This window comes from Streptococcus cristatus, from assembly GCF_001578775.1.
In the GTDB taxonomy this organism is placed as follows: Bacteria; Bacillota; Bacilli; order Lactobacillales; family Streptococcaceae; genus Streptococcus; species Streptococcus cristatus_A.
The window spans coordinates 139,797-161,631 of the sequence record NZ_KQ969063.1 but is presented as its reverse complement, the minus strand read 5'-3'; the positions used below and the strand labels follow the sequence as shown (position 1 = coordinate 161,631).

23 protein-coding genes are annotated in these 21,835 nt (G+C 46.1%); 21 read left to right on the top strand and 2 right to left on the bottom strand.

All coding sequences use genetic code 11. The features are described 5' to 3' along the window. The 7 genes from SCRDD08_RS09135 (at nucleotide 1) to SCRDD08_RS09110 (ending at nucleotide 4,328) form a co-directional block, all read left to right on the top strand. Entirely contained in the window at nucleotides 1-789 is a 789-nt protein-coding gene (locus tag SCRDD08_RS09135) for a lantibiotic ABC transporter permease (protein WP_061423411.1), read from the top strand. Then, the gene (locus SCRDD08_RS09130) at nucleotides 789-1,511 is read left to right on the top strand and encodes a lantibiotic ABC transporter permease (protein ID WP_061423410.1); all 723 of its coding nucleotides are present in this window, start codon (nucleotides 789-791) and stop codon (nucleotides 1,509-1,511) included. Before SCRDD08_RS09135 ends, SCRDD08_RS09130 begins: the two co-directional genes overlap by 1 nt. 12 nt (nucleotides 1,512-1,523) lie before the next feature. Then, nucleotides 1,524-2,222: a response regulator transcription factor gene (locus SCRDD08_RS09125; protein WP_061423409.1), complete on the top strand. Its 699-nt coding sequence runs from the start codon at nucleotides 1,524-1,526 to the stop codon at nucleotides 2,220-2,222. Then, nucleotides 2,189-3,226, top strand: a complete 1,038-nt coding sequence (locus tag SCRDD08_RS09120; protein WP_061423408.1) for a sensor histidine kinase — start codon at nucleotides 2,189-2,191, stop codon at nucleotides 3,224-3,226. Before SCRDD08_RS09125 ends, SCRDD08_RS09120 begins: the two co-directional genes overlap by 34 nt. Nucleotides 3,227-3,519: 293 nt before the next feature. Further along, the gene (locus SCRDD08_RS09115) at nucleotides 3,520-3,723 is read left to right on the top strand and encodes a helix-turn-helix transcriptional regulator (protein ID WP_002896748.1); all 204 of its coding nucleotides are present in this window, start codon (nucleotides 3,520-3,522) and stop codon (nucleotides 3,721-3,723) included. Next, complete coding sequence (locus tag SCRDD08_RS11525; protein ID WP_155719804.1) at nucleotides 3,720-3,884, top strand: hypothetical protein; 165 nt, start codon at nucleotides 3,720-3,722, stop codon at nucleotides 3,882-3,884. The genes SCRDD08_RS09115 and SCRDD08_RS11525 overlap by 4 nt, the downstream gene beginning before the upstream one ends. Nucleotides 3,885-3,893: 9 nt before the next feature. Further along, a complete protein-coding gene (locus SCRDD08_RS09110) occupies nucleotides 3,894-4,328 on the top strand; it encodes a DUF2178 domain-containing protein (RefSeq protein WP_061423407.1) in 435 nt (144 codons plus the stop codon). A gap of 54 nt (nucleotides 4,329-4,382) precedes the next feature. On the opposite strand, the gene SCRDD08_RS09105 is transcribed toward SCRDD08_RS09110, so the two are convergent. Then, a complete protein-coding gene (locus SCRDD08_RS09105; protein WP_005591255.1) occupies nucleotides 4,383-5,867 on the bottom strand; it encodes a DUF1846 domain-containing protein in 1,485 nt (494 codons plus the stop codon). 119 nt (nucleotides 5,868-5,986) lie between these two features. Then, complete coding sequence (pepA, locus tag SCRDD08_RS09100) at nucleotides 5,987-7,051, bottom strand: glutamyl aminopeptidase (RefSeq protein ID WP_061423406.1); 1,065 nt, start codon at nucleotides 7,049-7,051, stop codon at nucleotides 5,987-5,989. A 126-nt stretch (nucleotides 7,052-7,177) separates the two neighbouring features. Here pepA and SCRDD08_RS09095 point away from each other — a divergent pair, with 126 nt between their 5' ends. From SCRDD08_RS09095 to SCRDD08_RS09035, 14 genes are all read left to right on the top strand, one after another. Continuing rightward, a complete protein-coding gene (locus SCRDD08_RS09095) occupies nucleotides 7,178-7,462 on the top strand; it encodes a DUF4651 domain-containing protein (RefSeq protein WP_061423405.1) in 285 nt (94 codons plus the stop codon). Beyond that, on the top strand, nucleotides 7,462-7,776 hold the full coding sequence (locus SCRDD08_RS09090) for a thioredoxin family protein (protein WP_061423404.1): 315 nt from the start codon (nucleotides 7,462-7,464) through the stop codon (nucleotides 7,774-7,776). Before SCRDD08_RS09095 ends, SCRDD08_RS09090 begins: the two co-directional genes overlap by 1 nt. Before the next feature lie 30 nt (nucleotides 7,777-7,806). Beyond that, nucleotides 7,807-8,433, top strand: a complete 627-nt coding sequence (ytpR, locus tag SCRDD08_RS09085) for a YtpR family tRNA-binding protein (protein ID WP_061423403.1) — start codon at nucleotides 7,807-7,809, stop codon at nucleotides 8,431-8,433. Between the two features lie 80 nt (nucleotides 8,434-8,513). Next, the gene (locus SCRDD08_RS09080; RefSeq protein ID WP_061423402.1) at nucleotides 8,514-8,909 is read left to right on the top strand and encodes a single-stranded DNA-binding protein; all 396 of its coding nucleotides are present in this window, start codon (nucleotides 8,514-8,516) and stop codon (nucleotides 8,907-8,909) included. A 296-nt stretch (nucleotides 8,910-9,205) separates the two neighbouring features. Next, nucleotides 9,206-9,346 (top strand): hypothetical protein, encoded by a 141-nt coding sequence (locus SCRDD08_RS11680; protein WP_167320505.1) that lies wholly within the window; start codon nucleotides 9,206-9,208, stop codon nucleotides 9,344-9,346. A 273-nt stretch (nucleotides 9,347-9,619) separates the two neighbouring features. Further along, a complete protein-coding gene (locus tag SCRDD08_RS09075; RefSeq protein WP_061423401.1) occupies nucleotides 9,620-11,839 on the top strand; it encodes a RelA/SpoT family protein in 2,220 nt (739 codons plus the stop codon). A gap of 47 nt (nucleotides 11,840-11,886) precedes the next feature. Then, complete coding sequence (gene dtd / locus SCRDD08_RS09070; protein ID WP_061423400.1) at nucleotides 11,887-12,330, top strand: D-aminoacyl-tRNA deacylase; 444 nt, start codon at nucleotides 11,887-11,889, stop codon at nucleotides 12,328-12,330. Between the two features lie 359 nt (nucleotides 12,331-12,689). Continuing rightward, nucleotides 12,690-13,280 carry a CDP-archaeol synthase gene (locus SCRDD08_RS09065; RefSeq protein WP_061423399.1) on the top strand — a complete coding sequence of 197 codons (591 nt, stop codon included), beginning with the start codon at nucleotides 12,690-12,692 and terminating at the stop codon, nucleotides 13,278-13,280. Nucleotides 13,281-13,294: 14 nt separating this feature from the next. Next, nucleotides 13,295-15,790 (top strand): PEP/pyruvate-binding domain-containing protein, encoded by a 2,496-nt coding sequence (locus tag SCRDD08_RS09060; protein WP_061423398.1) that lies wholly within the window; start codon nucleotides 13,295-13,297, stop codon nucleotides 15,788-15,790. After that, nucleotides 15,777-16,409: a CDP-alcohol phosphatidyltransferase family protein gene (locus tag SCRDD08_RS09055; RefSeq protein ID WP_061423397.1), complete on the top strand. Its 633-nt coding sequence runs from the start codon at nucleotides 15,777-15,779 to the stop codon at nucleotides 16,407-16,409. The genes SCRDD08_RS09060 and SCRDD08_RS09055 overlap by 14 nt, the downstream gene beginning before the upstream one ends. After that, nucleotides 16,402-17,274, top strand: a complete 873-nt coding sequence (locus SCRDD08_RS09050) for a phosphatidylserine decarboxylase (protein WP_061423396.1) — start codon at nucleotides 16,402-16,404, stop codon at nucleotides 17,272-17,274. The genes SCRDD08_RS09055 and SCRDD08_RS09050 overlap by 8 nt, the downstream gene beginning before the upstream one ends. Then, nucleotides 17,259-18,158, top strand: coding sequence for a UbiA family prenyltransferase (locus SCRDD08_RS09045; RefSeq protein WP_061423395.1), 900 nt, complete (start codon nucleotides 17,259-17,261; stop codon nucleotides 18,156-18,158). The genes SCRDD08_RS09050 and SCRDD08_RS09045 overlap by 16 nt, the downstream gene beginning before the upstream one ends. Then, nucleotides 18,158-20,641 carry a phosphoenolpyruvate synthase gene (locus tag SCRDD08_RS09040; protein WP_061423394.1) on the top strand — a complete coding sequence of 828 codons (2,484 nt, stop codon included), beginning with the start codon at nucleotides 18,158-18,160 and terminating at the stop codon, nucleotides 20,639-20,641. Before SCRDD08_RS09045 ends, SCRDD08_RS09040 begins: the two co-directional genes overlap by 1 nt. Beyond that, nucleotides 20,628-21,704: a hypothetical protein gene (locus SCRDD08_RS09035; RefSeq protein ID WP_061423393.1), complete on the top strand. Its 1,077-nt coding sequence runs from the start codon at nucleotides 20,628-20,630 to the stop codon at nucleotides 21,702-21,704. Before SCRDD08_RS09040 ends, SCRDD08_RS09035 begins: the two co-directional genes overlap by 14 nt. Nucleotides 21,705-21,835 lie beyond the last annotated feature (131 nt).

Genomic DNA, 21,835 nt, shown 5'->3' with positions numbered 1-21,835 from the left:
ATGAAAGAATCGATGTCCTTATTGCATTCAGAATGGTTGAAAATCTGCTCAACCAAGGCTTTCAAAGTGAGTATGGCCTTTATGCTGCTATTGGTACCTGCCGTATCTTGGCTGGAGGGCCGACAGTATCTGTCTATTGGCTTGGATGCCACACCTGAGACGGTTCCCGGCCTGGCAGAAGCCATTGACCCGTTGGAATATCTAGGCCTCAATGGGGCTTCTATGGCGGGTATGGTTTTGGTCATTTTAGCTGGAATTTTGGGAGCTATGGAATTTCAGTCTCATAGCTTGAGAACCAGTCTTTTGACCTGTAATAACCGCCTGAAGCTACTTGTCGGAAAACTTATGACCTTCACTTGCTTTTCTCTTGCCAGTAGCTTTTTATCGATTTACTTTAGTTATATGGTCATGCACCTGGCTTTAGGAAAGGAAGGGCTTGATCCGATTCTGCTCAATCAGACAGCTTGGAGTTTGATTTTGTGGAAAACCTTATCTCTAACCTTATTAGGGATCCTTTCATTTTTGTTAGGTTTATTGGCTCGGACCATGCTAGTTCCTCTGCTTTTTCTCGTACCACAGATCTATAATCTGGGAAACTACCTGGCAGCTCACACGAGTTGGGGAGCTTATTTGCCACAGCCAGCAGGAGAATTGTTTACTGCAACGCCGACTTCTCAATATGCCAACAATCCCTTGCAAGGACTGTTGATACTTGGTGCATGGTTACTAGTCATCGGCGGTATGACCTCTCTGCGCTTTTTGAAGACGGACTTAGGAGGACGCTACTGATGATCAAAGCTCTGCTTAGAAGTGAATGGATTAAGTTCCGTTCTTACTATCTCGCTCTTGGTGCAGCCTTGGTGGCTCTGGGAGTCGTTCCATTTTTTCTGATGAATCTTGACTACAGTCAAACAGCAGTTGGCCAGACAAAGGCTCTGAGCGAGGCTTTGCATGCCCTCTATCTGGCACAGCCTGTCATCGTCATCTTTACTTCCCTCTATTTTGCCCAGGAGTTTGTCAAGTCTGGGATGCGAACGAATTTTCTAACCGTATCAAATAGAAAGGCTTGGTTGGCTGGGAAAATTCTTTTTCTTTTCTTGCTGCTCTTGGCTCTCTACAGTGTCGTGATAGGCAGTTGTTTCTTTGTTATGCTGGCTCGGTTTGACCTAGATTTTAGCTGGCCCTTGCTGGGGAAATTCCTCTATTACAGCTCATTTGGTCTTCTCAGCAATCTTTTTCTGGCTTTTTTAGCTGCTGGACTCGCTTTGTTATTTCAATCTTGGGTCGTGCCGGTGTCGGTGCTCTTTCCTCTCTTGATTGGTCTTAGCCGTTTATTGGCAACGTTCATCAAGGAAGCAAAATACCTGCCCGATCTGGCTACCCTCAATCTTTTTGACTATGAAGGGCTTCAGCATTCAATAGATCTATCAGGGCTGGGAATACAGCTGTTCTGGCTAGCTTTGGTTTGGAGCTCTGCTATATTCTTAAGCTTGAAACGAGATGTTCGCTAGAGGTATGCTATAATGGAAATTATGAGACAGTATCGTATTTTGGTGGTTGATGACGACCGGAGCATTTTGAAGCTGGTGAAAAACGTCCTAGAGCTTGATGCTTATGATGTGACGACGCTTGATCGGATGGAAGAGCTAGAACTGACGCATTTTGTCGGATATGACTTGATTCTGCTGGATGTGATGATGGAGCCTGTTAATGGTTTTGAGCTGTGTTCCTACATTCGTCCTCATCTTTCGTGTCCAATCATCTTTCTGACGGCCAAGGAGTTGGAGGCGGACAAAGTGGAAGGACTCTTTCGCGGAGCAGATGACTATATTGTCAAGCCTTTTGGGACCAAAGAATTGCTGGCGCGTGTCAGAGCTCATCTTCGGCGGGAGGAAAGACGGGAGGAGCGATATTCTGAAATTGCTTCTTGTCAATTTTATCCAGAGCGCTATGAAGTTGCCTGTTTTGGTAAAGTCTTGAAATTTTCAGAGCGAGAGTTTAAGTTGCTGCATTTACTAGCTAGCAATCCCAAGCAGACCTTCTCAGCTGAACGCCTGCATACCTTGCTTTATCCAGAAAGCTCAGAAACACAGCTTCGCTCCATCTCAGAATACGTATATCAGATTCGCCAAAAATGCAAACAAGAAGGGCTGCAAGCAATCACAACAGTGAGAGGAGTAGGCTATAGATGGCAATTAGAACCCGAAATTTCAAAAGCCTAGTCTGGACAACTAGTTTAAAAATCGTCTTTTTCCATGTTTTGATTTTTGTGCTTATAGGCTATGAATTTACGCAAGGAAGTGATTACGTCTTTTTCACCTTGTTCTTTTGGGCAGGGAGCTTGCTGCTGATTACTTTTTATCATATTTTGAAATTGCTCCGAAAAATCGACAGGGAAATAAAAATGCTAACGAGCGAGAAGCTTTTAGAAGAAAATCAAAGCCAGCTTTTTCGGATTGAGGAAATGCTCGAAGTCTATAGGGATTTACGGAGCAGCCACCAAGAAAATGCTCGTCTTCTAGAAAGAGAGCAGCAGCATAATCAGGAGTTGATTTTACAGCTATCAGCGACATCGCACGATTTGAAGACGCCCCTAACTGTGATTAAGGGGAATGCTGAGCTCTTGGAATTGGCGCAGTTGGACCAGCCACAGGCAGATTATGCTGCTGAGATTTTGCAGGCCAGTCACAAGATGGAAGAGTATTGTGGCTCTTTGATTGATTACGCTAAGACTTTTCAGATTGATGCTAATCAGTTCAGTCAGCTTTCCTTAGGGGACTTTTTGGCTGATCTACAGGACGATTGGGCACTGTTCAGCAAACAGGAAAGCTATCGTTTTTCTCTCCAAGAAGATTGCGATCTTAGTCTGATTTTGTCGATTCATTTGGACTATCTCAAGCGAGCTTTGCTCAATATTTTACTGAATGCGCTTGAACATGCTGACCAGAACCAAAAGGAAGTGAAGCTGGCGGTATCAGTGCAGCAGGACCAGTTGGTTTTTTCTATCTGGAACAACGGCCCTGCATTTTCAGAGGAGATGCTGCTGGGAGCGGAACAGCTCTTTTATCAGAGTGACCAAAGCCGCAATTCTGAAAATCCTCATCATGGAATCGGCTTAGCCTTTTCTAAGCAGGTAGCTCTCTTGCACGGTGGTCGTCTGACCCTGCTCAATCCAGACCAAGGAGAAGCCTGTGTCGAGTTGACTGTAGCTTTAAAAGGCAAATAACAAAGGAAGTCAATAAAGATGATAAAAGAGAGTGGGACAGAAATCGGTAATTCGTTAGAATTCGATTTCGTCGTCCCACCTCCGCACAGTTGAGTAGGGCTGTAAAAGCTGATGAAATCAGCGTAATAGAGCCCACTCAACCACTGCGTCTTGCTCGACGATCCAAAGACAATTGAGAGGCTAGGACTTTTGTCCCAGCCCTTTTTTCGCTTTCTTCTTGACAAAATATGTAAAGGAGACCATACTATGTTTAAAAAGTAAAGCTTATTTTACATCATAAAAAGGAGGCAGCCTTGGAAAATCGAATTCAAGAATTACGAAAAAGAAAAAAGCTCAGCCAGGAGGAGCTGGCTGAGAAGCTAGAGGTCACGAGACAAACGATTATTTCTTTGGAAAAAGGCCGCTACAATGCCTCACTGCTTTTGGCTCATAAAATTGCATCCTTTTTCAATTTAAGGATTGAAGAAGTGTTTCTCTTTGAGGAGGATGAATCATGAAATGGACTTATTTATGTAAATGGATATTGGCTATTTTGGTGGTGGTTGGCTTGTCTTACCTCCATTTGCAAGCCAATTTTATCCCTAAGGAAATCTTGCCTTTTGTGGGGATTATATTGATTGTGCTGATCTTGAAAACTTTTCAAGCGTATGAAAAATAGGAGGCTGATATGGAAGCATTAACTAAACAAGAATTTCGGAAAAAACTTCAAAGGAAAGTTATCATAGGCCGCATCCTAATCCTAGTCCTCTGGCTGGGGCTGGGATGGAGCTACATTCATTCTCTGGATGATTTACAGGAAGGCATTATGGTTGGTCTGCTTCTGGGGATTTCTTTGATGGTTCTGCGTTATAACCTTGCCTTGAAACGGGAGGAAGCTTTTAATAGGCTCTACATTCAGGTAACGGATGAACGCAATCGGATGATTGACGAAAAGACTCGCACTCTGCTGTTTGATATCCTTTTGCTGCTGGCAGCAGGACTGAGCCTTCTGTCTATGATTTTTCCTATCATTTTAAATCTCAATCAGTTTCTGACCTTGACCATTATCCTGGTTTTGGGCCTTTACTATCTCTTGCGTTTTCTCCTGTCTAAGCGTTATTAAGAAAAAAAGCTGGCAGGACCAGCTTTCTAAACAAGCTTTTAACAGAGCTTGTTTTTATTTTCTATAAAGTCGATCATACTGATGAACAGGATCCATGGTTACATGGATGCCGAGTTTGCGCAGGACATTTTTGTCTTCATCTGTCAGCATTACGGTTGAATGAGCTTCGCTGCCCTTGAGATTTCCAAGCTCTTGCATGGCTTGTGCAGCGTCTTGATTTTCCATGGCTGTGATTGCCAGAGCCATCAAGATTTCATTTGAATGAAGGCGCGGATTACGGCTGCCCAAATGATTGATTTTCAGACCTTGGATTGGTTTGACATACTCAGGCTCGATCAGCTTGGTCTCTTTGGCAATGTTGGCTAATTTCTTAATGGCATTAATCAATACAGCAGCCGTAGGGCCAAAGAGTTCAGAGGTTTTACCGGTTACGATTTCGCCATTTGGCAATTCCAGAGCTAGAGCTGGCTCACCAGTGCTTTCAGCCTTGGCACGCGCAGCAACGGTTACTTTACGATCCAGCGGTGTGATGCCCAAGTCGTTCATCAAGAGTTCGATTTTCTTGATAGCAGATTCTGAAACGCGCTCTGCCTTGAAGTCTAGAATCGTCTGGTAGTAGCGACGGATGATTTCCTGTTGAGAAGCCTCGATAGCCGCATCATTATCTACAATGGCAAATCCGACCATGTTGACGCCCATGTCTGTTGGAGAAGCATAAGGTGATTTACCTAGGATGCGCTCCAGCATACGCTTGAGGACTGGGAAAATTTCGATATCACGGTTGTAGTTGACAGTGGTTTCGCCGTAGGTTTGCAGGTGGAAAGGGTCAATCATGTTGACATCGTCCAAGTCCGCTGTTGCTGCCTCATAAGCTAGATTGACCGGATGGTGCAGGGGCAGATTCCAAACTGGGAAGGTCTCAAACTTGGCGTAGCCTGACTTGATGCCATTGATTTGGTCGTGGTACATATTGGACAAGCAAGTAGCTAATTTACCAGAACCAGGACCAGGCGCAGTCACTACGACTAGATTACGACTGGTCTTGATGTAGTCGTTTTTCCCCATTCCCTCAGGTGAGATAATATGATCCATGTCGGTCGGGTAGCCCTTGATTGGATAGTGGATGTAGGAGTCAATTCCGTTCTTTTCTAGCTGAGCGCGGAAGAGATCAGCTGCTGGCTGGCCGGAATACTGAGTAATGACCACTGAGCCTACATAAATATCCAGCTCATTAAAGGTATCGATTAGGCGCAGCACTTCTTGGTCATAGGAAATGCCCAAGTCCCCACGTGCTTTAGAGTGTTCGATGTTATTGGCATTGATAGCAATGACAATCTCTACTTGGTCCTTGAGCTCTTTGAGCAGTCTAATTTTATTGTCCGGTTCATAACCTGGTAGGACGCGGGCAGCATGGAAGTCTTCCAGCATTTTTCCGCCGAATTCCATGTACAATTTGCCCTCAAATTGATTAATGCGCTCCAAGATATGGTCGCGCTGCAGGTTTAAGTATTTTTCTGAATCAAAAGCAATTTTTTTCATGTATAGTTTCACCTCTGCTAAGCATTATAACAAAATTTTCTTCAAATTGGAAAATTAAAAGAGAGTATATTATATAAAATAGATAGCAGCCCGAATGAAGGACGGGCTGCTTCTCGAAATCAGTAGTTGGTAATCGTGTCCACGGTTGAGCGATCCAGCTTTTTGACCAGCGCTTGCAGGAAGGCTTGGGCCTGCAGGAAATCGTCCATGGCATAGAGAGTTTGGTGGGAATGAATGTAGCGGGCGCAGACACCAATGGTGGTAGATGGTACGCCACCGCTTTGGAGATGGGCAGCACCAGCATCCGTTCCGCCCTTGCCGCAGTAGTATTGATACTTGATGCCAGCTTCTTCAGCAGTTGTCAAGAGGAAGTCTTTCATAGCTGGCAGCATGAGATGACCAGGGTCGAAGAAGCGAATCAAGGTTCCGTCGCCGATGGCACCTTGGCCGCCGTAGATGTCACCAGCTGGGGAGCAGTCCACAGCCAGAAAGACCTCAGGAGCAAATTTTGTCGTTGAAGCATGGGCACCACGCAGGCCAACTTCTTCTTGAACATTGGCGCCGACATAGAGTTGGTTGCCTAGATTTTGACCAGATAAGGCTTGAGCCAATTCGCTGACCATAAGGACGCCGTAGCGGTTGTCCCAGGCTTTAGAGATGACATTTTTACCGTTAGCTGTGAGAATGGCAGAACTGTCTGGAACGATCGTGTCTCCTGGACGGATGCCGTAGCTTTCAGCTTCTGCCTTGTCCGCAAAGCCGCCGTCAAAGACAATGTCCGCAATCTGTGGCATAACTGGTCCGCCAGAGCCACGTGTCAGATGAGGAGGGACAGAGCCTGAGATGACAGGGATTTCTCGTCCTTCGCGGGTGAAGAGTTTGAAGCGTTGACTGCTCACGACTAGCGGATTCCAGCCACCGATTTCTACTACACGGAAAGTCCCGTCGGGCTTGATCTCGCTGACCATGAAGCCAACCTCGTCCATGTGAGCCGCAACCAGAACGCGGGGAGCATTTTCAGCTTGGGAATGCCGAACCCCGAAGATGCCGCCTAGGCCGTCGGTAACGACTTCATCGACGTGAGGAGTGATTTTTTCTCGTAGATAGCTGCGGACAGGTGCCTCGTGACCGGAGATTGCTGAGAGCTCAGTCACTTCCTTGATTTTTGAAAATAAATCAGACATAAGTTTACCTTCTTTCTGATTCTATTTTATCACTTTTTTAGGGGGAATAACAGGATGAACTAAAAGAAGCTGAGAAATCTGTAATATTGTTTGTCGCCTCTGCGCTTTTGTGTTAAAATATTCTACATGAAAGCTAAAAAAATCATTTTAACGACAACCGCTCTTTTGGGAGCAGGAGCCGTGGCCTTTGGAGCTGCCAAGCTTGTGCAGGAGCAGAAAAGACTGCGTAATAGAGAAGAAATTGTTCAGGTCGTGCGGGAATTTTTTGCCAGCCGAGGACCGATTGCAACGGTCTATGTAGAACTTTATGAATCAACCGACAGCCGTACAGTTGGAGGGGTTGTCCTAGAAGACGACCGCCATTTCACCTTCGTCTATGAGAATGGTCAGTTAACCTACGAGGAAGAGTGATGATTCAGCCACAAAGCATGGAGGAACTGGCTTCTTATGTAGAGCATAAGGGGAAGACTGTCTTCTTTTTCACAGCAGATTGGTGCGGAGACTGTCGCTTCATCAAGCCTTTTCTGCCAGAGATAGAAGCGGAGAATCCTGACTTTACCTTTGTCGAGGTGGATCGGGATCAGTATATGGCTGTGGCCCAAAAATGGGACGTTTACGGAATTCCTAGTCTGGTTGTCGTGGAAGATGGTCGAGAGATTGGTCGCTATGTCAATCGCGACCGCAAGACCAAGAGTCAAATCAATGATTTTTTAGCAAATTTGTAAGAAGTTTTAAAAGTATTTTTGGAGGAAGAAATGATTTTTACATACAACAAAGAGCATGTCGGAGATGTTCTCATGGTCATCGCTGCCGATGATCAGGGAGCTAAGTTGGCTGCTGAGCGCAAAGGAAATGTTGCGCGTGTTTACCGCGAAGATAATGGACAGACAGTGGCTTGGAACATTTTTGAACTGTCAGACCTTTTTGAAATTGCAGAGCGCGGACAAGTTCAGCTGACGGATGAGCAGGTTGCGACTCTCAATCAAGAATTGACCAAAGAAGGCTTCCAAGCGGAGCTGGTTAACGACCGTGATCCTAAGTTTGTTGTGGGGGAAATCCTTGAGATGGTAGCCCACCCTGACAGTGACCACCTCAATATTTGTCAAGTGCAGGTGGCAGCTGATCGGACGGTTCAAATCGTGGCTGGCGCTCCGAATGCTCGTGTCGGTCTCAAGACGATTGTAGCTTTGCCTGGTGCTATGATGCCGAAGGGCAATCTCATCTTCCCAGGAGAACTCCGTGGCGAAAAGAGTTTTGGTATGATGTGCAGCCCACGGGAGCTTCAGTTGCCAAATGCACCACAAAAACGTGGTATCATTGAATTGGCCGATAGTGAAACGGTCGGAACGGCCTTTGACCCAGCTAAACACTGGCAGTCTTAAGACTTACTATAGAAAAGGAAATCGTGATTTTCACGATTTTTTTGTCTTTTCTCGCGAATAAATAGATAGGAGGAAAGAATATGTATAATAAAGTCATCATCATTGGCCGGTTGACGGCTACACCAGAGTTACACAAGACAGCGAATGACAAGTCAGTCGCGCGTGCGACAGTGGCGGTGAATCGCCGGTATAAGAGCCAAAATGGAGAGCGTGAAGCGGATTTTATCAACCTTGTTGTCTGGGGGCGTTTGGCTGAGACCTTGGCAAGTTACTCTAGCAAGGGGAGTTTGATTTCTCTGGATGGAGAATTGCGGAGTCGCCGCTATGAAAAGGATGGAACCACTCATTATGTGACAGAAGTTCTTTGCAGTGGTTTTCAGCTTTTAGAAAGCCGAGCTCAGAGAGCACTCCGTGAAAATAATACTGGAGCAGACCTAGCAGATTTGGTGCTGGAAGAGGAGGAACTCCCTTTTTAAAAGTGATTTTTCTGGTCTCGAGTGTTCATGATAAAAGAGAAGAAAGTTAGGAAAGTGTTCCTAACTTTTTTGGTTAAAGGGTAGGTGGAGAAATGAGCAACGGAAGTAGCATCAAGCTTTACAAAATTGTCAGGAAAAAGTGCTTTTATAAAGGGATTTTTATTGTTTTCCTATCTTAAATTTGGTATAATAAAGGTGAATCCAGAGGCAGGCTAGAAAGGAAAAAATCGGAAACGAAACAGCCGCTGATGGTCGCTTTGCACATTGTAGTTTGAAATAAGGAGAGGAGGTTTATCATGTCTTTGTCTACCTTATTTGAAGTATCAATAGCTATTTTGGGTGTAGCCTCTGCTGGTTACCTCATCTATGCCTATTATGAGTTTCTAAAAGATATAGCTCATATGGAGAAAGTACATCATTTTCATCACGGAGGTTGAGACAAAAGTGTCTCGGCCTCGCTTTTTATTAGAAAGAGATCCTTGAGGTTGCAGCTGCTTGCTCAATAGCCATGGATTATCGAGCAACCTCGTGGGGCTGGAACTGTTTATAACTCTAGGAAAGTTTTTAAACCTTAGCTCGGAAACAAGGTTGACAAGCTAAAACTTTGAAAACGTAGTTCTATTCTGCCACCTTACTTTTATTCTAGTCCTCTTGGTTTTCATATTGATTTAAAAATGTTAAAATAGTAGGCAAGAAAGCGGAGAGAATGCATGCCAAAAGAAGAAAATTTAACGGGGAATCAGGTTGTAGCCCTAACAAAAAAATATTTAGCTGCAGAGGATGTAGCTTTTGTTCAAAAAGCACTGATTTATGCGATGGAATGCCATAGCGGGCAAACTCGTCAGTCGGGAGAGCCCTATATCGTCCACCCGATTCAGGTGGCGGGAATTTTAGCCAAGCTCAAGTTGGATGCTGTTTCAGTAGCCTGTGGTTTTTTGCATGATGTCGTAGAGGATACGGCGGCGACCTTGGACGATCTGGAGCGGGAATTCGGTCATGATGTGCGCGTGATTGTGGATGGTGTAACCAAGCTTGGGAAAGTCAAATACAAGTCTCACGAAGAACAGTTGGCGGAAAATCATCGCAAGATGCTCATGGCCATGTCTGAAGACCTTCGAGTGATCTTGGTCAAGCTGGCTGACCGTCTGCATAATATGCGTACTCTGAATCATTTACGGCCAGACAAACAAGAGCGAATCTCGCAGGAAACGATGGAAATCTATGCTCCTCTGGCCCATCGTTTGGGGATTTCCAGTGTCAAATGGGAATTGGAAGACTTGTCTTTCCGTTATCTCAATCCGACGGAGTTTTATAAAATCTCCCACATGATGAAGGAGAAGCGTCGAGAGCGGGAAGCTCTGGTAGAGGAAGTTGTCCACAAGATTGAAACCTACGCGGGTGAGCGCAATCTGCATGGGAAGATTTATGGTCGTCCCAAGCATATTTACTCCATCTACCGCAAAATGCAGGACAAGAAGAAGCGGTTTGATGAGATCTATGATCTGATTGCCATTCGCTGCATTTTGAGCACTCACAGTGATGTCTATGCCATGCTGGGCTACATCCATGAGCTTTGGAAACCCATGCCGGGGCGTTTCAAGGATTATATTGCCAATCGCAAGGCCAACGGCTACCAGTCTATCCATACGACTGTTTATGGTCCTAAAGGTCCGATTGAGTTTCAGATTCGAACCAAGGAAATGCACGAAGTCGCAGAATACGGGGTCGCTGCTCACTGGGCCTATAAAAAAGGAATTAAGGGTCAAGTTGACGGCAAGGAATCTGCCATCGGGATGAATTGGATCAAGGAATTGATGGAATTGCAGAATCAGTCTGGTGATGCAAAGGAATTTGTTGATTCGGTTAAGGAAAGCTATCTTGCTGAGGAAATCTATGTCTTCACACCGGATGGAGCAGTGCGTTCTTTGCCTAAGGACTCAGGACCCATTGATTTTGCCTATGAGATCCATACTAAGGTTGGGGAGAAGGCGACAGGAGCTAAGGTCAATGGCCGCATGGTGCCGCTCAATACCAAGCTGAAGACTGGGGATCAGGTGGAAATCATCACCAATGCCAATTCCTTTGGACCGAGTCGTGACTGGCTTAATCTTGTCAAGACCAGCAAGGCTAGAAATAAAATCCGTCAGTTCTTTAAAAATCAAGACAAGGAGCTGTCTATTTCTAAGGGGCGAGAGCTCTTGCAGGCTCAATTTCAGGAGAATGGTTATGTAGCCAATAAGTACATGGACAAGAAGCACATGGAAGATGTGCTCCAAAAGACCAGCTATAAGACCGAAGAAGCGCTTTTTGCGGCAATTGGTTTCGGTGAGATCGGTGCCATTAGTATTTTCAACCGCTTGACGGAAAAAGAACGCCGTGAGGAAGAGCGGGCCAAGGCCAAAGCAGAGGCGGAGGAATTGGTCAAGGGTGGTGAAGTTAAGGTCGAAAATAAAAAAGACACCCTTAAGGTCAAGCACGAAGGCGGTGTGGTCATTCAGGGGGCGTCTGGTCTCCTCATTCGGATTGCTAAGTGCTGTAATCCTGTGCCTGGTGACGATATTGTTGGTTACATTACCAAAGGACGCGGCGTAGCTATTCACCGGCAAGACTGCATGAATCTCAAGGCTCAGGAAAATTACGAACAGCGCTTGCTTGATGTGGAATGGGAAGAAAATAATTCGACTAAAGAGTACACGGCTCACATTGACATTTATGGTCTCAATCGGTCTGGCCTCCTTAACGATGTGTTGCAGGTGCTGTCTAATACCACCAAAAACATCTCAACGGTTAATGCCCAGCCAACTAAGGATATGAAATTTGCTAATATCCATGTTTCTTTTGGCATTGCTAATCTGTCCATGCTGACGACGGTGGTGGATAAGATCAAGAGCGTGCCAGAGGTGTATTCGGTCAAACGAACCAATGGCTAAGTGCGAGCCTGTCAGAGTAGATAGTAGTCAGAAATAAAGGGAAAGATATGAAAATTGTCATTCAGCGTGTCAAACGTGCTCAAGTCAGTATTGACCAACAGCTGCATAGCAGCATTGAACAAGGTCTCCTGCTCTTGGTAGGTGTCGGGCCTGATGATAGTCAGGAAGATATGGACTACGCGGTCAGGAAGATTGTCAATATGCGGATTTTTTCCGATGTGGAAGATAAGATGAATCTTTCTGTTCAAGATATTGGAGGGGAGATTCTTTCCATTTCCCAATTTACGCTTCATGCAGATACCAAAAAGGGAAATCGGCCAGCCTTTACAGGTGCAGCCAAGCCGGATATGGCTAGTCCCTTTTATGACAAGTTTAACCAGCTGTTAGCTGAGCAAGTGCCAGTCAAGACAGGTGTGTTCGGAGCAGATATGCAGGTGGAATTGGTAAATGATGGACCGGTGACTATTTTACTTGACACCAAAAATCGGTGAAAGAATTGCGCGCCTTTTGAAGGTTAGTGGTTTAAGACCAAGCAAAAATAGTTTGTTTCTTTTCTAGAGAAAACTCATATTTATAGGCTTCATAAGTAACTTTTAATGGCCCATGCTGGTTTCCTTAGAAGTTCTTATGAGGCTTTTTGTGTGGTTTAAAGGCGATATTATTCTAGCAGGCAGCTTTGGAGTTGATAAAGCGGAAGGGGAGTCAAGCGTTGCTCCTTGTCAGATGCGACAGATGTGTAGGGCTTATTGGAAAAGGGGCTTTACGACTTATGGTATAATGATATATATAAGTTTGAGGAGTCCTTTGATTTTTTTCAGACTGATTTTCATAAAAAGAATAGGAAATAAGTATGCGTTCGATTCTTGCCTTATATATCACCCTGATGCCGGTTATTCTGGCTGGAGTTCTGAATATGATCTTTTGCAAGTCTTCACTGCTAGAGGCGGCTTATCGACCCATGGATGCTGGGCTGATGTTAAAGGATGGGAAGAGGCTTTTTGGAGACAACAAGACCTGGAAAGGTTTCTTTGGCATGATTGTCTGGGGAGCTTTGGCGCAGATTCTCTGGGGCTTGCTTTTGAAGAGTATTCCTACCCTAGAGAAGCTGCACTTGGTCTATGCCTTCTACGAAAATACCGTGCTCTTTAATCTAGTGTTTGGGGCTCTTTTGGGGCTGGCCTATGTTTTGTTTGAGTTGCCCAATAGCTTCATCAAGCGCCGGTTGGAAATCAGAGAGGGCAAGACGGCGGAGAATGGCTGGAAATGGACTTTTATCTGGATCGACCAGATTGATTCCTTGATTGGCTGTATTATTTGCTTGCTTTTCTATATCCCTCTGTCTTGGCAGCAGATGCTGGGCATACTGATTCTGGGGGCGGGCACGCATCTGGGAGTCAATCGCCTGCTCTATTGGGCCAAGCTCAGGAAAAACCGTATGTGAGATGGGAGTTTTTGATGAAAGAACTATGGCTGGAAAAAGAGCCTTCGGCCGTCTATGGCGGTAAAATCAATCAGTTAATCAACCTCTGTCAGCTGGGGCTTTCGGTTCCCAAGGCTCTGATTTTGCCGGCAGACCAAGTAATGGCTTGGCTAAGAGCAGCTCTGCCAGAATACTCAAAAGAGGGACTTAAAGAGTTAATTCATTTGGGTAAGGAGGAAATTGCGGAGCGTTTGCAGCAGTATCCCTTGGAGCTAGCTTGGCTACAGCAGTTAGCATACTTTTGTCAGGAAAATCAAGCTTATATCGTTCGCAGCAGTGCCCTTTTAGAAGACGGGCAGAACATGTCATTTGCTGGGCAGTATGACTCGATTGGCAATTGCCGGACACTGTCAGAAATTGAGCAGGGCATTCGTTCCTGTCTGCTTTCTCTTTTTAATCCAGAGGCCTTGGCTTACTGGCAGCGTCAGGGTCTGGCAGAGCAGGATTTTGCCATGGCAGTGCTGATTCAGGAGCAGATAGAGCCTGACTTCAGCGGCGTCTGCTTTTCCCTAGATGTGGCGACTAATCAGGACCAGTCCATGCTGCTTGAGTATGTAAAAGGCTCGGCTGAGAGTTTGGTTAGCGGTCAAGTCAATCCTGAGCAGCTAGCTCTTGCTTGGTACAAGCCAGACTGGCTTCAGTTTGAAAAGACTGAAATCCCTCTGGCAGTCTTGCAGAAGCTGCACTCGCAGGTTTTGGAGATTGTGGCGTATTTTGGTCGGCCGATGGATATTGAGTGGTGTACCGTACAAGAGCAAGTTTATCTACTGCAGGCTCGGCCCATCACGACAGTACCAACTAAAATCGACAGTGGCCGCTGGACGACGGCGAATTTTCGGGATGGTGGCGTGGCGGCCCAGCCCTGTCCAAACCTGATGTGGAGCCTTTACCGTCATTCTTGGCAAGAGGCACTCTCCAGCTTTTTGCTGGCAATTGGCCTAGAGCCAGATGGTGTGATGCCACCGCTGATGCGCCTGCACTATGCACGGCCTTTCTGGAACTTAGGAGTGGTCAAGCAAGGTATGGAGCAGATTCCGGGCTATATTGAGCGAGACTTTGATGATGAGCTGGGAGTCACTAAAGACTACCAAGGTCAAGGTTTTACCAGCAAATTAAGTCCAGTCTTGCTCTTGAATTTCCTGCGGGTAGCTTTGAAAACACAAAAAGTAACTAAAACCTTTCTGCATCAGGCGCCAGACAAGCTGCAAGAGCTGCGCCAGCAATTTACCCGCCTAAATCAAGAAATACGAGAACTGAACGACCAAAGCCCGCTCCAGCAAGTCGAGAGTCTTTGGCAGTTAGTGCTAAATCAGGCTTATTTAGACAGTGAGGGAACTTATTTCTGGCAGGCCTACATCAATACGGTCCAGCTGTCTATGAAAAAGACCAGTCTACTCAAATGGCTGACGGTTGATGAATTTTTCCAACTGATAGCTAAGTTGGGAAATGTTTCTCATACCAAGCCTTTGGCTCGAATGCTGGAAGCTGCGGATCTTATTTTGGCAGAGGAGAAACTGACAGACGATTGGCTGAAGTTATCGGTGGAAGAGTTGCAGGAACTGGCTGCACAATATCCTGAGCGAGCAGATTTTATCAAGATTCAGGATTTTCAAAAGGTTTTTGGCTATCACTCGACACGGGAGCTGGACTTGCGAGTAGCTAGTTATGAAGAAGATGCTCATCAGGTTCTGACAGCGGTCCAACAGTTGGTTGCTGATACAGCTTATTACCAAGCGGCCAAAGCTTCGCTCAGTCCTGTCTCAGAGTCTAAACTGAATCTTGCCCATCTATCTCAAGTCAAGCAGAAAAAGATAGAAAAAATCAGTCAAGACCTGCGGAACTTGCTCTGGTGGCGAGAGGAGTTCAAGGATATTTCCACGCGCTATTACCATCTCATTCGTCAGATTAGCCTCAAACTCGGCCGAGCCTATGAAAAGCAAGGCTTTCTGAAAGATTCTCAAGATGTTTTTTACATTAAGAAAGAAAGTCTGACTGCCTTTATGGAAGGGCAAAAGACTGCCGACCAGCTTCAAGAAGAAGCAGCAGGTAATCAGCATTATTGCCAGGCCTATCGAAATTTTGAACCAGTGGGTGATTTGACTGACAAAGAGATGAGCCTGGAAGAGGGGGCCCATGATAGTCAGGCCCTGCTGACGGGAATGCCAGCCAGCAGCGGTCAGGTAACCGGTCGGGTTCGAGTGCTCTTGGATTTGGCTGATATTGAGACGATTGAGCCGGGAGAAATTCTTGTCACTCGCTATACAGATACGGGTTGGAGTTATGTTTTCGGTATTCTGGGCGGTCTTGTGACAGAGTACGGCGGAGTTCTCTGTCATGCCTCTATTGTCGCTCGGGAATGTGGGGTTCCAGCTCTGGTCTGCGCCAAGAATGCAACTCAGCTGCTAGAAACTGGCATGCTGGTTACTCTAGATGGAAGAAGAGGAGAAATAAGAATTCATGAAGAAGAATGAAGCTTTGTTTATCGGCGAATACGACAAATCTGTTATCCTGACCTATATAGGCGCTGCCTTTGCACTGTTGGCAGTTTATGCCATTATTCAGTCCCAGCTGCGGCTAGCTATGATGGCCTTTATCGTTAGCGGTATCTGTGACCTCTTTGATGGCGTGGTGGCGCGACGGATGAAGCGTACTGAAAGTCAGAAGCGTTTTGGCATTGAGATTGATTCGCTCTGCGACATGATTAGCTTTGCGGCTCTCCCGGCGGTGCTCCTCATGATTCAGCTGCCCTTGGGAGCGGCCAATATCATCTTGGCTGTCCTCTATGTCTTGGCTGCAGTTACGCGCTTGGCGCATTTTAACCGCTTGGCTAAGCATGATGAAGGATCGAGCTCATATTTTATCGGCTTGCCCGTGACTTACAGTGCCCTCTTTTTCCCTCTGACCTATCTGGTCTGTCAATGGCTGGCACCTGGTCTCTATGCCTGGGTGTGGCTGGGCTTGTCTCTTTTGCTGCCCTTCCTATTTGTCTACAACTGCCGGATTCCCAAGCCAAACAAGCTGGCCTATCTGGCTTTTGCGATTCTAGCAGTTGCAAGTCTGATTGGTCTGGGGGTTCTCCCGCATGGTTAAGGTCTATCAGAGAAAGACTGGCCAAGTAGTGGAACCGACAGAATACAAGGCGGGGCTGTTAGATAAGCTTTATGGTACTGCTTGGGGTCGCTTCCTATTGCCTATCTTGACTCGACCTAGCCTGTCTTATCTTCTGACTTTGAAAGACTATACTGCATTTTCTCGAAAGAAAATAGCAGCTTTTGTTGAAAGTTATCAGCTGGATCTAGCTGACTATGAAGATGGCCCCTATTCTAGCTTCTCGGCTTTCTTCCAGAGAAAAATCAAGCCCAATCTGCGTCCGGTCTGTTCTGACAGTCAAGTACTGGCTGTGGCGGATGCTAAGTTAGAGGTTTTTACCATCAGTCAGGACTTGCAGCTGATGATTAAAGGGCAGACATACAGGCTAGCTGAGTTACTGTTGGATGATGACTTAGATCAGCTGTTCACTGGCGGAACAGCGCTTATCTATCGTTTGGGAGTGGAAGACCTGCACCGCTATCTGGCTGCTGAATCCGGCAGAATTACCCTAAGTCGAAAAATCAAGGGCCGCTTGCATACGGTTAGGCAGGTAGCCCAGAAGTGGCGCTTGATTTACAAGGAAAATAAAAGAGAATACTGTCTTTTAGATACCGACCTAGGACCTGTCCTGCAGATGGAAGTAGGCGCTCTCTTGGTCGGAAGAATATACAATCACAGTCAGGACCATTTGGTCAGGGGACAGGAGAAGGGCTGCTTTGGTCTGGGCGGTTCAACCATTCTTGTCCTCTATCCGGAAGGCACGATTCGCATGGATCAGGATATTTTGACTTACTCAGACCTCGGAATAGAAACCCAGATTCAAATGGGTGAAAAGATTGGAGAAAAGCTATGTTTAAACGATTAGCTGTTTATTATAAGGAAATGTTTCCTTTGCTGCCGCGCTTTTTTGTGGCTGCCATTATGTTTTTTGAGATTTATTTTGTCCTTCTGCTCAATGACGGAGTGACCACCTTTCACTTTGACCATCAGGAGTTGATTGGGATTTTTACGATTTTTGTCTTTCTGATGATTCTGCGGATTGCAGATGATTTCAAGGACTATGAGACCGACAGGCGGCTCTTTCCTCATCGGGCTCTGCCATCTGGCCGGGTTAAAAAGAAGGACTTGGCTATTGCCCTCAGCTTTATCGTAGCGGTGTCTGTACTTCTCAATATCCTCTTTATGAACAATATCGGCTGGTTCCTCTTTCTCTATATCTACGGAACTCTCATGTCCTTCTGGTTCTTCAAGCGTGACAAGATTCAAAATTCTCTGCCTCTGGCTCTAGTGACCCATAATCCAGTCATGATGATTTTGAATCTCTATACTATCTCTTTTGTTTGCTACAAGTACAATCTGCCTCTCTTGTCCCTACCGACCGTCTTGCTGGCCTTTACCATGTATTTCCCAAGTCTGATCTGGGAAGTCTGCCGCAAGATTCGGGCGCCAAAAGACGAGACCGAGTATGTGACTTATTCTAAGCTTTTTGGTTACAAAAAAGCCACTCGCTTTATCGAGGTGGTGACTCTGCTGGATATCTTGACCAATTTCGCCCTTCTCTGGAATATTTCCCATGTCGGAGTAGTGGTCTTAGTGCTGAATGTCATCTGGATGACTGTCCAGTTTGAGCAGTTTATCAAGGATCCAACTCGCTTTAATATCCGGGAGCGGGTGGAGCGTTATACATATATCACGGAGACGACCATGGTTCTGTCCGTTGCTGTTTATCTCTTGATGGGGGTACTTTGATGAAAAAAATCAAGCAGACAGGGCTTGACCAGGTCGGAGGCAAGGCCTATCATTTGCTGAAAATGCAGGCTGCTGGTTTGCCGATTCCTGACTTTGCAGTGTTTGCTTTTGACTTTTTTCAAGAATCTGCCAGCTCTGCCGACTTGGAGCGGATGGAAGAAGCTTATCGGTCTGGAGAGTTGGACTTGTCCCAACTCAGTCAGCAATTGCAGGATTGGGCTAAAGAGCAGTTTGCGCAGGAAGATCTGACAGCAGCAGAAAACTGGATTCGGCAGGAGTTTTCTCAGACAGACTGTCGCTTTGCGGTTCGCTCATCAGCAACCATTGAGGATGGGAAGGCCTCCTCCTTTGCCGGTCAGTTTGAGAGCCAGCTCAATGTGAAGCCAGATGGACTTAAAGAAGCTATCCAAGCGACCTTGCTCTCTCTTTATCAGGAGTCGGCTCTTAGTTATATGTTTGAGCAAGGCCTATCTTTGAAGCCGGCACAGATGATTTGCATTGTTCAGGTCATGCAGGAGGGAGACTTGTCTGGGATTTACTTCACAGCTAATCCCAAGGGCATTCTGAACGAGCATATTATTGTTATCGGTCGAGGCTTGGGAAACAAGGTTGTCGAGGATAAGATTCCTACAACCATGGTGACGCTCCATCCCAAGGACCAGCTCTTTTATACAGAGCAGACGGAGGACTCACCAGACGTGTCACAGGAACAACTCGAGGAGCTACAAGCTTTGGCTAGTCAGGTAAGTCAGCTTTTTGGACCTTACATGGATATGGAGTTTACCTTCGCAAATGGTCAGCTCTATCTCTTGCAGGCACGACCTATTACCACCTTGCCAGAAGGACAGCAGATTATTCTGGATAATAGCAATATTGTAGAAAGCTATCCGGGCGTTTCCAGTCCTCTGACTATTAGCTTTATTCAAGAGGCTTATGCCAGCATTTTCCGCAGTCTTGCCCAGCGCTTGGTTGGCAGGGATGTTCCTGAGTTGGCTGCCTATGAAGCCACCTTTCAAAATATGCTGCAGCCGGTCAACAGCCGAGTTTATTACCAGATTCAGAGCTGGTATCAGCTCTTGCAGCTTTTGCCTTTTTCGAAGAAAATCATTCCTATCTGGCAGGATATGCTGGGAGTGCGAGAGACAGAGGTACCTCAGATGCCGGTGCCCCTATCTGCTTTCAAACGCCTGCAAATCATGCTTCGCATTATTCGAGAGTTTTGGACGGCACCCAAGCAAATGCGGCAATTGGAAGAGCAGTTTGCCCAGATTCAGCGCGAATACGAAGCGAGCTTTTCTCCCGACGCAGATGCGGAGACCTTGATTACCTTGGTCAGCAAGCTAAAAGAGGATATTCTGGCTCACTGGGACATTACGCTGGTCAATGACCTCTATGCTTTTGTCTATACCGGACTCCTGAAAAAGTCGCGTCGCGGCGGGGCTGTTCAGGCTGAGATTGCGGGAATTGAGCAGATTGAAAGTATGCGGCCGGCTTTGGCTCTGCAGGCTTTAACAGCTCAGCTGAAATCAGAAGAAAATGCAGAGATTAGACAGGCTATGGCAAGTGAAAGTCCAGCAGTCTTTCTGACTCGCCAGCACCCTTTGGTCCAAGAAATAGTCCATTTTATCCATGAATTTGGTGATCGGGCTCCAGAAGAGTTGAAGTTAGAAACTCCAACTTTTCGAACGCACCCAGAGCGTCTGCTCAAGCTCCTGCTGCAAATGTGCCAGCAAGAGGAGAAGAAGTTGGCACCTCAGAAACTTGAAGAAGAGGAGCAAAAATCAGGCTGGTGGACGAATTTTCTTCGCAAGCGAGCCATGACTGGTGTTAAATATCGGGAAAGCTCCCGCTTAAACCGCACACGGATCTATGGCATGATGCGGCAGATTTTCCGAACGCTTGGCCAGCAATTAGCCGATCAAGGGCTGCTGGCTATGCCTGACGATGTTTTTTACCTGACAAAGGAAGAGCTGTTTGAGTTGACCAGAAAGCCCAGAGATGTTAGTAGCTTGATAGCCGAGCGTCGAGAGAAGTTGGAGGCTGATAAGGAGCTGCCAACTTTTAGTCGCTATGTTTTTGCTGGACAGGTCTTTGAGAAATATCTGAAACCGCAAAACCGCACCAGCAGTCATAATACGGGCAATCAAGACTTACAAGGGATTGGCTGCTCGCCTGGCTGCGTTAAGGCTCAGGTTTTGGTCGTGGAAGATGTGCAGGAGATTGAGTCTGCTCAGGATCGGATTATCGTGACCAAGATGACCGATCCGGGCTGGGTCTATCTTCTGACCCAAGCCAAGGGTGTCATTGCTGAGCAGGGGTCTTTGCTCTCGCACACGGCCATTATTTCCCGCGAGTTAGGTATTCCCTCTATTGTCAATGTCAAAGGCGCCTGCAGTCACTTGCAAAACGGCGACTGGATTGAGATAGATGGCCTTACTGGCAAGATTCGACTGATCAAGGAGGAAGACCATGCTGGAAATTAAACCAGTCAAAACCAATACGACAGAGCTGGATGATTTTCTAGCTCTTCCCAAGCGGATTTACCAGCCAGACCACCTCATGCAGTCGGAAGAGGAAGAGCTGGCTTTGATTGAAGGCAGTCACCCGCTGAGTTCTGACCTAGAAACCTATGCCTTTGTTGGCTATATGAACAGTCAGCCTTCTATTCGCGGACTTCTCACCTTTTATTCAGATGATGAGGCTGCTTACTTAGGATTTTTCGAATCAATCAATGACCAACAGCTTGCATCTGCTTTTATCGAGCATTTAGCAGGTTTTGCTCGCAGTCTCGGAGCGATTAAGATAATCGGTCCCGTACAGGCAAGTTTTTGGCTGGGCTATCGAATGCAGCTGACTGGAACAGAGGAGCTTCCTTTTACTGGAGAACCTCATAATCCAGCCTATTATCCTCAGCTGTGGCGGGCTGCAGGTTTTGAGCTTAAGGAGCGCTATCTGTCCAATTTTTATCCCAAGGTCAGCAATCAAACTCATCAGGACAAGCTGGCTCATCGCTTTGAGTCTTTTGAAGAAGCGGGTTTCACCATTTGCTCTCCAAAGAAGCAGGAGTGGGAAGAAGCTTCGCTGCAGGTTTTTGAGCTCCTCAATCGCCTCTATCAAGATTTTCCGATTTATCGGTCAATTTCTAGTCAGCAGTTCAGTCAGATTTTTCAGAAATACCAGTATATTCTTGATTTTTCTATGGTTAAGCTAGCCTATAAGGAGGGCAAGCTAGCAGGTTTTCTGATTGCTATGCCGGACTATGGTTCTCTGGTTTATCAAAAACTGACTCCTCTAAACCTAGCCAAGTTTTTCTGGACCAAGCGCTTTGCCAAGCGTTATACGATTATGTATCTGGGAGTGGATGAGGAATTTTTGGGCTTGGGCTCTGCCTTGGCCTATCCGATTTTTAAAGAAGCGCAGAAACGGCAAGCCTCGGCTATCGGCGCCTTGATTCACCAAAATACCGTCACGCGCCACTATGCAGCAGAATTGCAAGGGGACAAGCATGAGTACGGCCTCTTTGAGTTGGATTTGGGGCTTGGATGATCTGTAAACAGTAGGTTCTCTCCCAGAGAATCTGCTTTTTACTTGTCGCTAAAATGGAGACCTTTTCGATAGCTGAAAGAAAAGTATTTTATCAGGCTAAGGGATTGCAATTTTGAGTAAAATTCAGTAAA

What these genes read in the sequence shown, in the direction of transcription:
- SCRDD08_RS09135 (WP_061423411.1), top strand. Translation starts at nt 1, where the DNA reads ATGAAAGAATCGATGTCCTTATTGCATTCAGAATGGTTGAAAATCTGC.
- SCRDD08_RS09130 (WP_061423410.1), top strand. Translation starts at nt 789, where the DNA reads ATGATCAAAGCTCTGCTTAGAAGTGAATGGATTAAGTTCCGTTCTTAC.
- SCRDD08_RS09125 (WP_061423409.1), top strand. Translation starts at nt 1,524, where the DNA reads ATGGAAATTATGAGACAGTATCGTATTTTGGTGGTTGATGACGACCGG.
- SCRDD08_RS09120 (WP_061423408.1), top strand. Translation starts at nt 2,189, where the DNA reads ATGGCAATTAGAACCCGAAATTTCAAAAGCCTAGTCTGGACAACTAGT.
- SCRDD08_RS11525 (WP_155719804.1), top strand. Translation starts at nt 3,720, where the DNA reads ATGAAATGGACTTATTTATGTAAATGGATATTGGCTATTTTGGTGGTG.
- SCRDD08_RS09110 (WP_061423407.1), top strand. Translation starts at nt 3,894, where the DNA reads ATGGAAGCATTAACTAAACAAGAATTTCGGAAAAAACTTCAAAGGAAA.
- SCRDD08_RS09105 (WP_005591255.1), bottom strand. Translation starts at nt 5,867, where the DNA reads ATGAAAAAAATTGCTTTTGATTCAGAAAAATACTTAAACCTGCAGCGC.
- pepA (WP_061423406.1), bottom strand. Translation starts at nt 7,051, where the DNA reads ATGTCTGATTTATTTTCAAAAATCAAGGAAGTGACTGAGCTCTCAGCA.
- SCRDD08_RS09095 (WP_061423405.1), top strand. Translation starts at nt 7,178, where the DNA reads ATGAAAGCTAAAAAAATCATTTTAACGACAACCGCTCTTTTGGGAGCA.
- SCRDD08_RS09090 (WP_061423404.1), top strand. Translation starts at nt 7,462, where the DNA reads ATGATTCAGCCACAAAGCATGGAGGAACTGGCTTCTTATGTAGAGCAT.
- ytpR (WP_061423403.1), top strand. Translation starts at nt 7,807, where the DNA reads ATGATTTTTACATACAACAAAGAGCATGTCGGAGATGTTCTCATGGTC.
- SCRDD08_RS09080 (WP_061423402.1), top strand. Translation starts at nt 8,514, where the DNA reads ATGTATAATAAAGTCATCATCATTGGCCGGTTGACGGCTACACCAGAG.
- SCRDD08_RS11680 (WP_167320505.1), top strand. Translation starts at nt 9,206, where the DNA reads ATGTCTTTGTCTACCTTATTTGAAGTATCAATAGCTATTTTGGGTGTA.
- SCRDD08_RS09075 (WP_061423401.1), top strand. Translation starts at nt 9,620, where the DNA reads ATGCCAAAAGAAGAAAATTTAACGGGGAATCAGGTTGTAGCCCTAACA.
- dtd (WP_061423400.1), top strand. Translation starts at nt 11,887, where the DNA reads ATGAAAATTGTCATTCAGCGTGTCAAACGTGCTCAAGTCAGTATTGAC.
- SCRDD08_RS09065 (WP_061423399.1), top strand. Translation starts at nt 12,690, where the DNA reads ATGCGTTCGATTCTTGCCTTATATATCACCCTGATGCCGGTTATTCTG.
- SCRDD08_RS09060 (WP_061423398.1), top strand. Translation starts at nt 13,295, where the DNA reads ATGAAAGAACTATGGCTGGAAAAAGAGCCTTCGGCCGTCTATGGCGGT.
- SCRDD08_RS09055 (WP_061423397.1), top strand. Translation starts at nt 15,777, where the DNA reads ATGAAGAAGAATGAAGCTTTGTTTATCGGCGAATACGACAAATCTGTT.
- SCRDD08_RS09050 (WP_061423396.1), top strand. Translation starts at nt 16,402, where the DNA reads ATGGTTAAGGTCTATCAGAGAAAGACTGGCCAAGTAGTGGAACCGACA.
- SCRDD08_RS09045 (WP_061423395.1), top strand. Translation starts at nt 17,259, where the DNA reads ATGTTTAAACGATTAGCTGTTTATTATAAGGAAATGTTTCCTTTGCTG.
- SCRDD08_RS09040 (WP_061423394.1), top strand. Translation starts at nt 18,158, where the DNA reads ATGAAAAAAATCAAGCAGACAGGGCTTGACCAGGTCGGAGGCAAGGCC.
- SCRDD08_RS09035 (WP_061423393.1), top strand. Translation starts at nt 20,628, where the DNA reads ATGCTGGAAATTAAACCAGTCAAAACCAATACGACAGAGCTGGATGAT.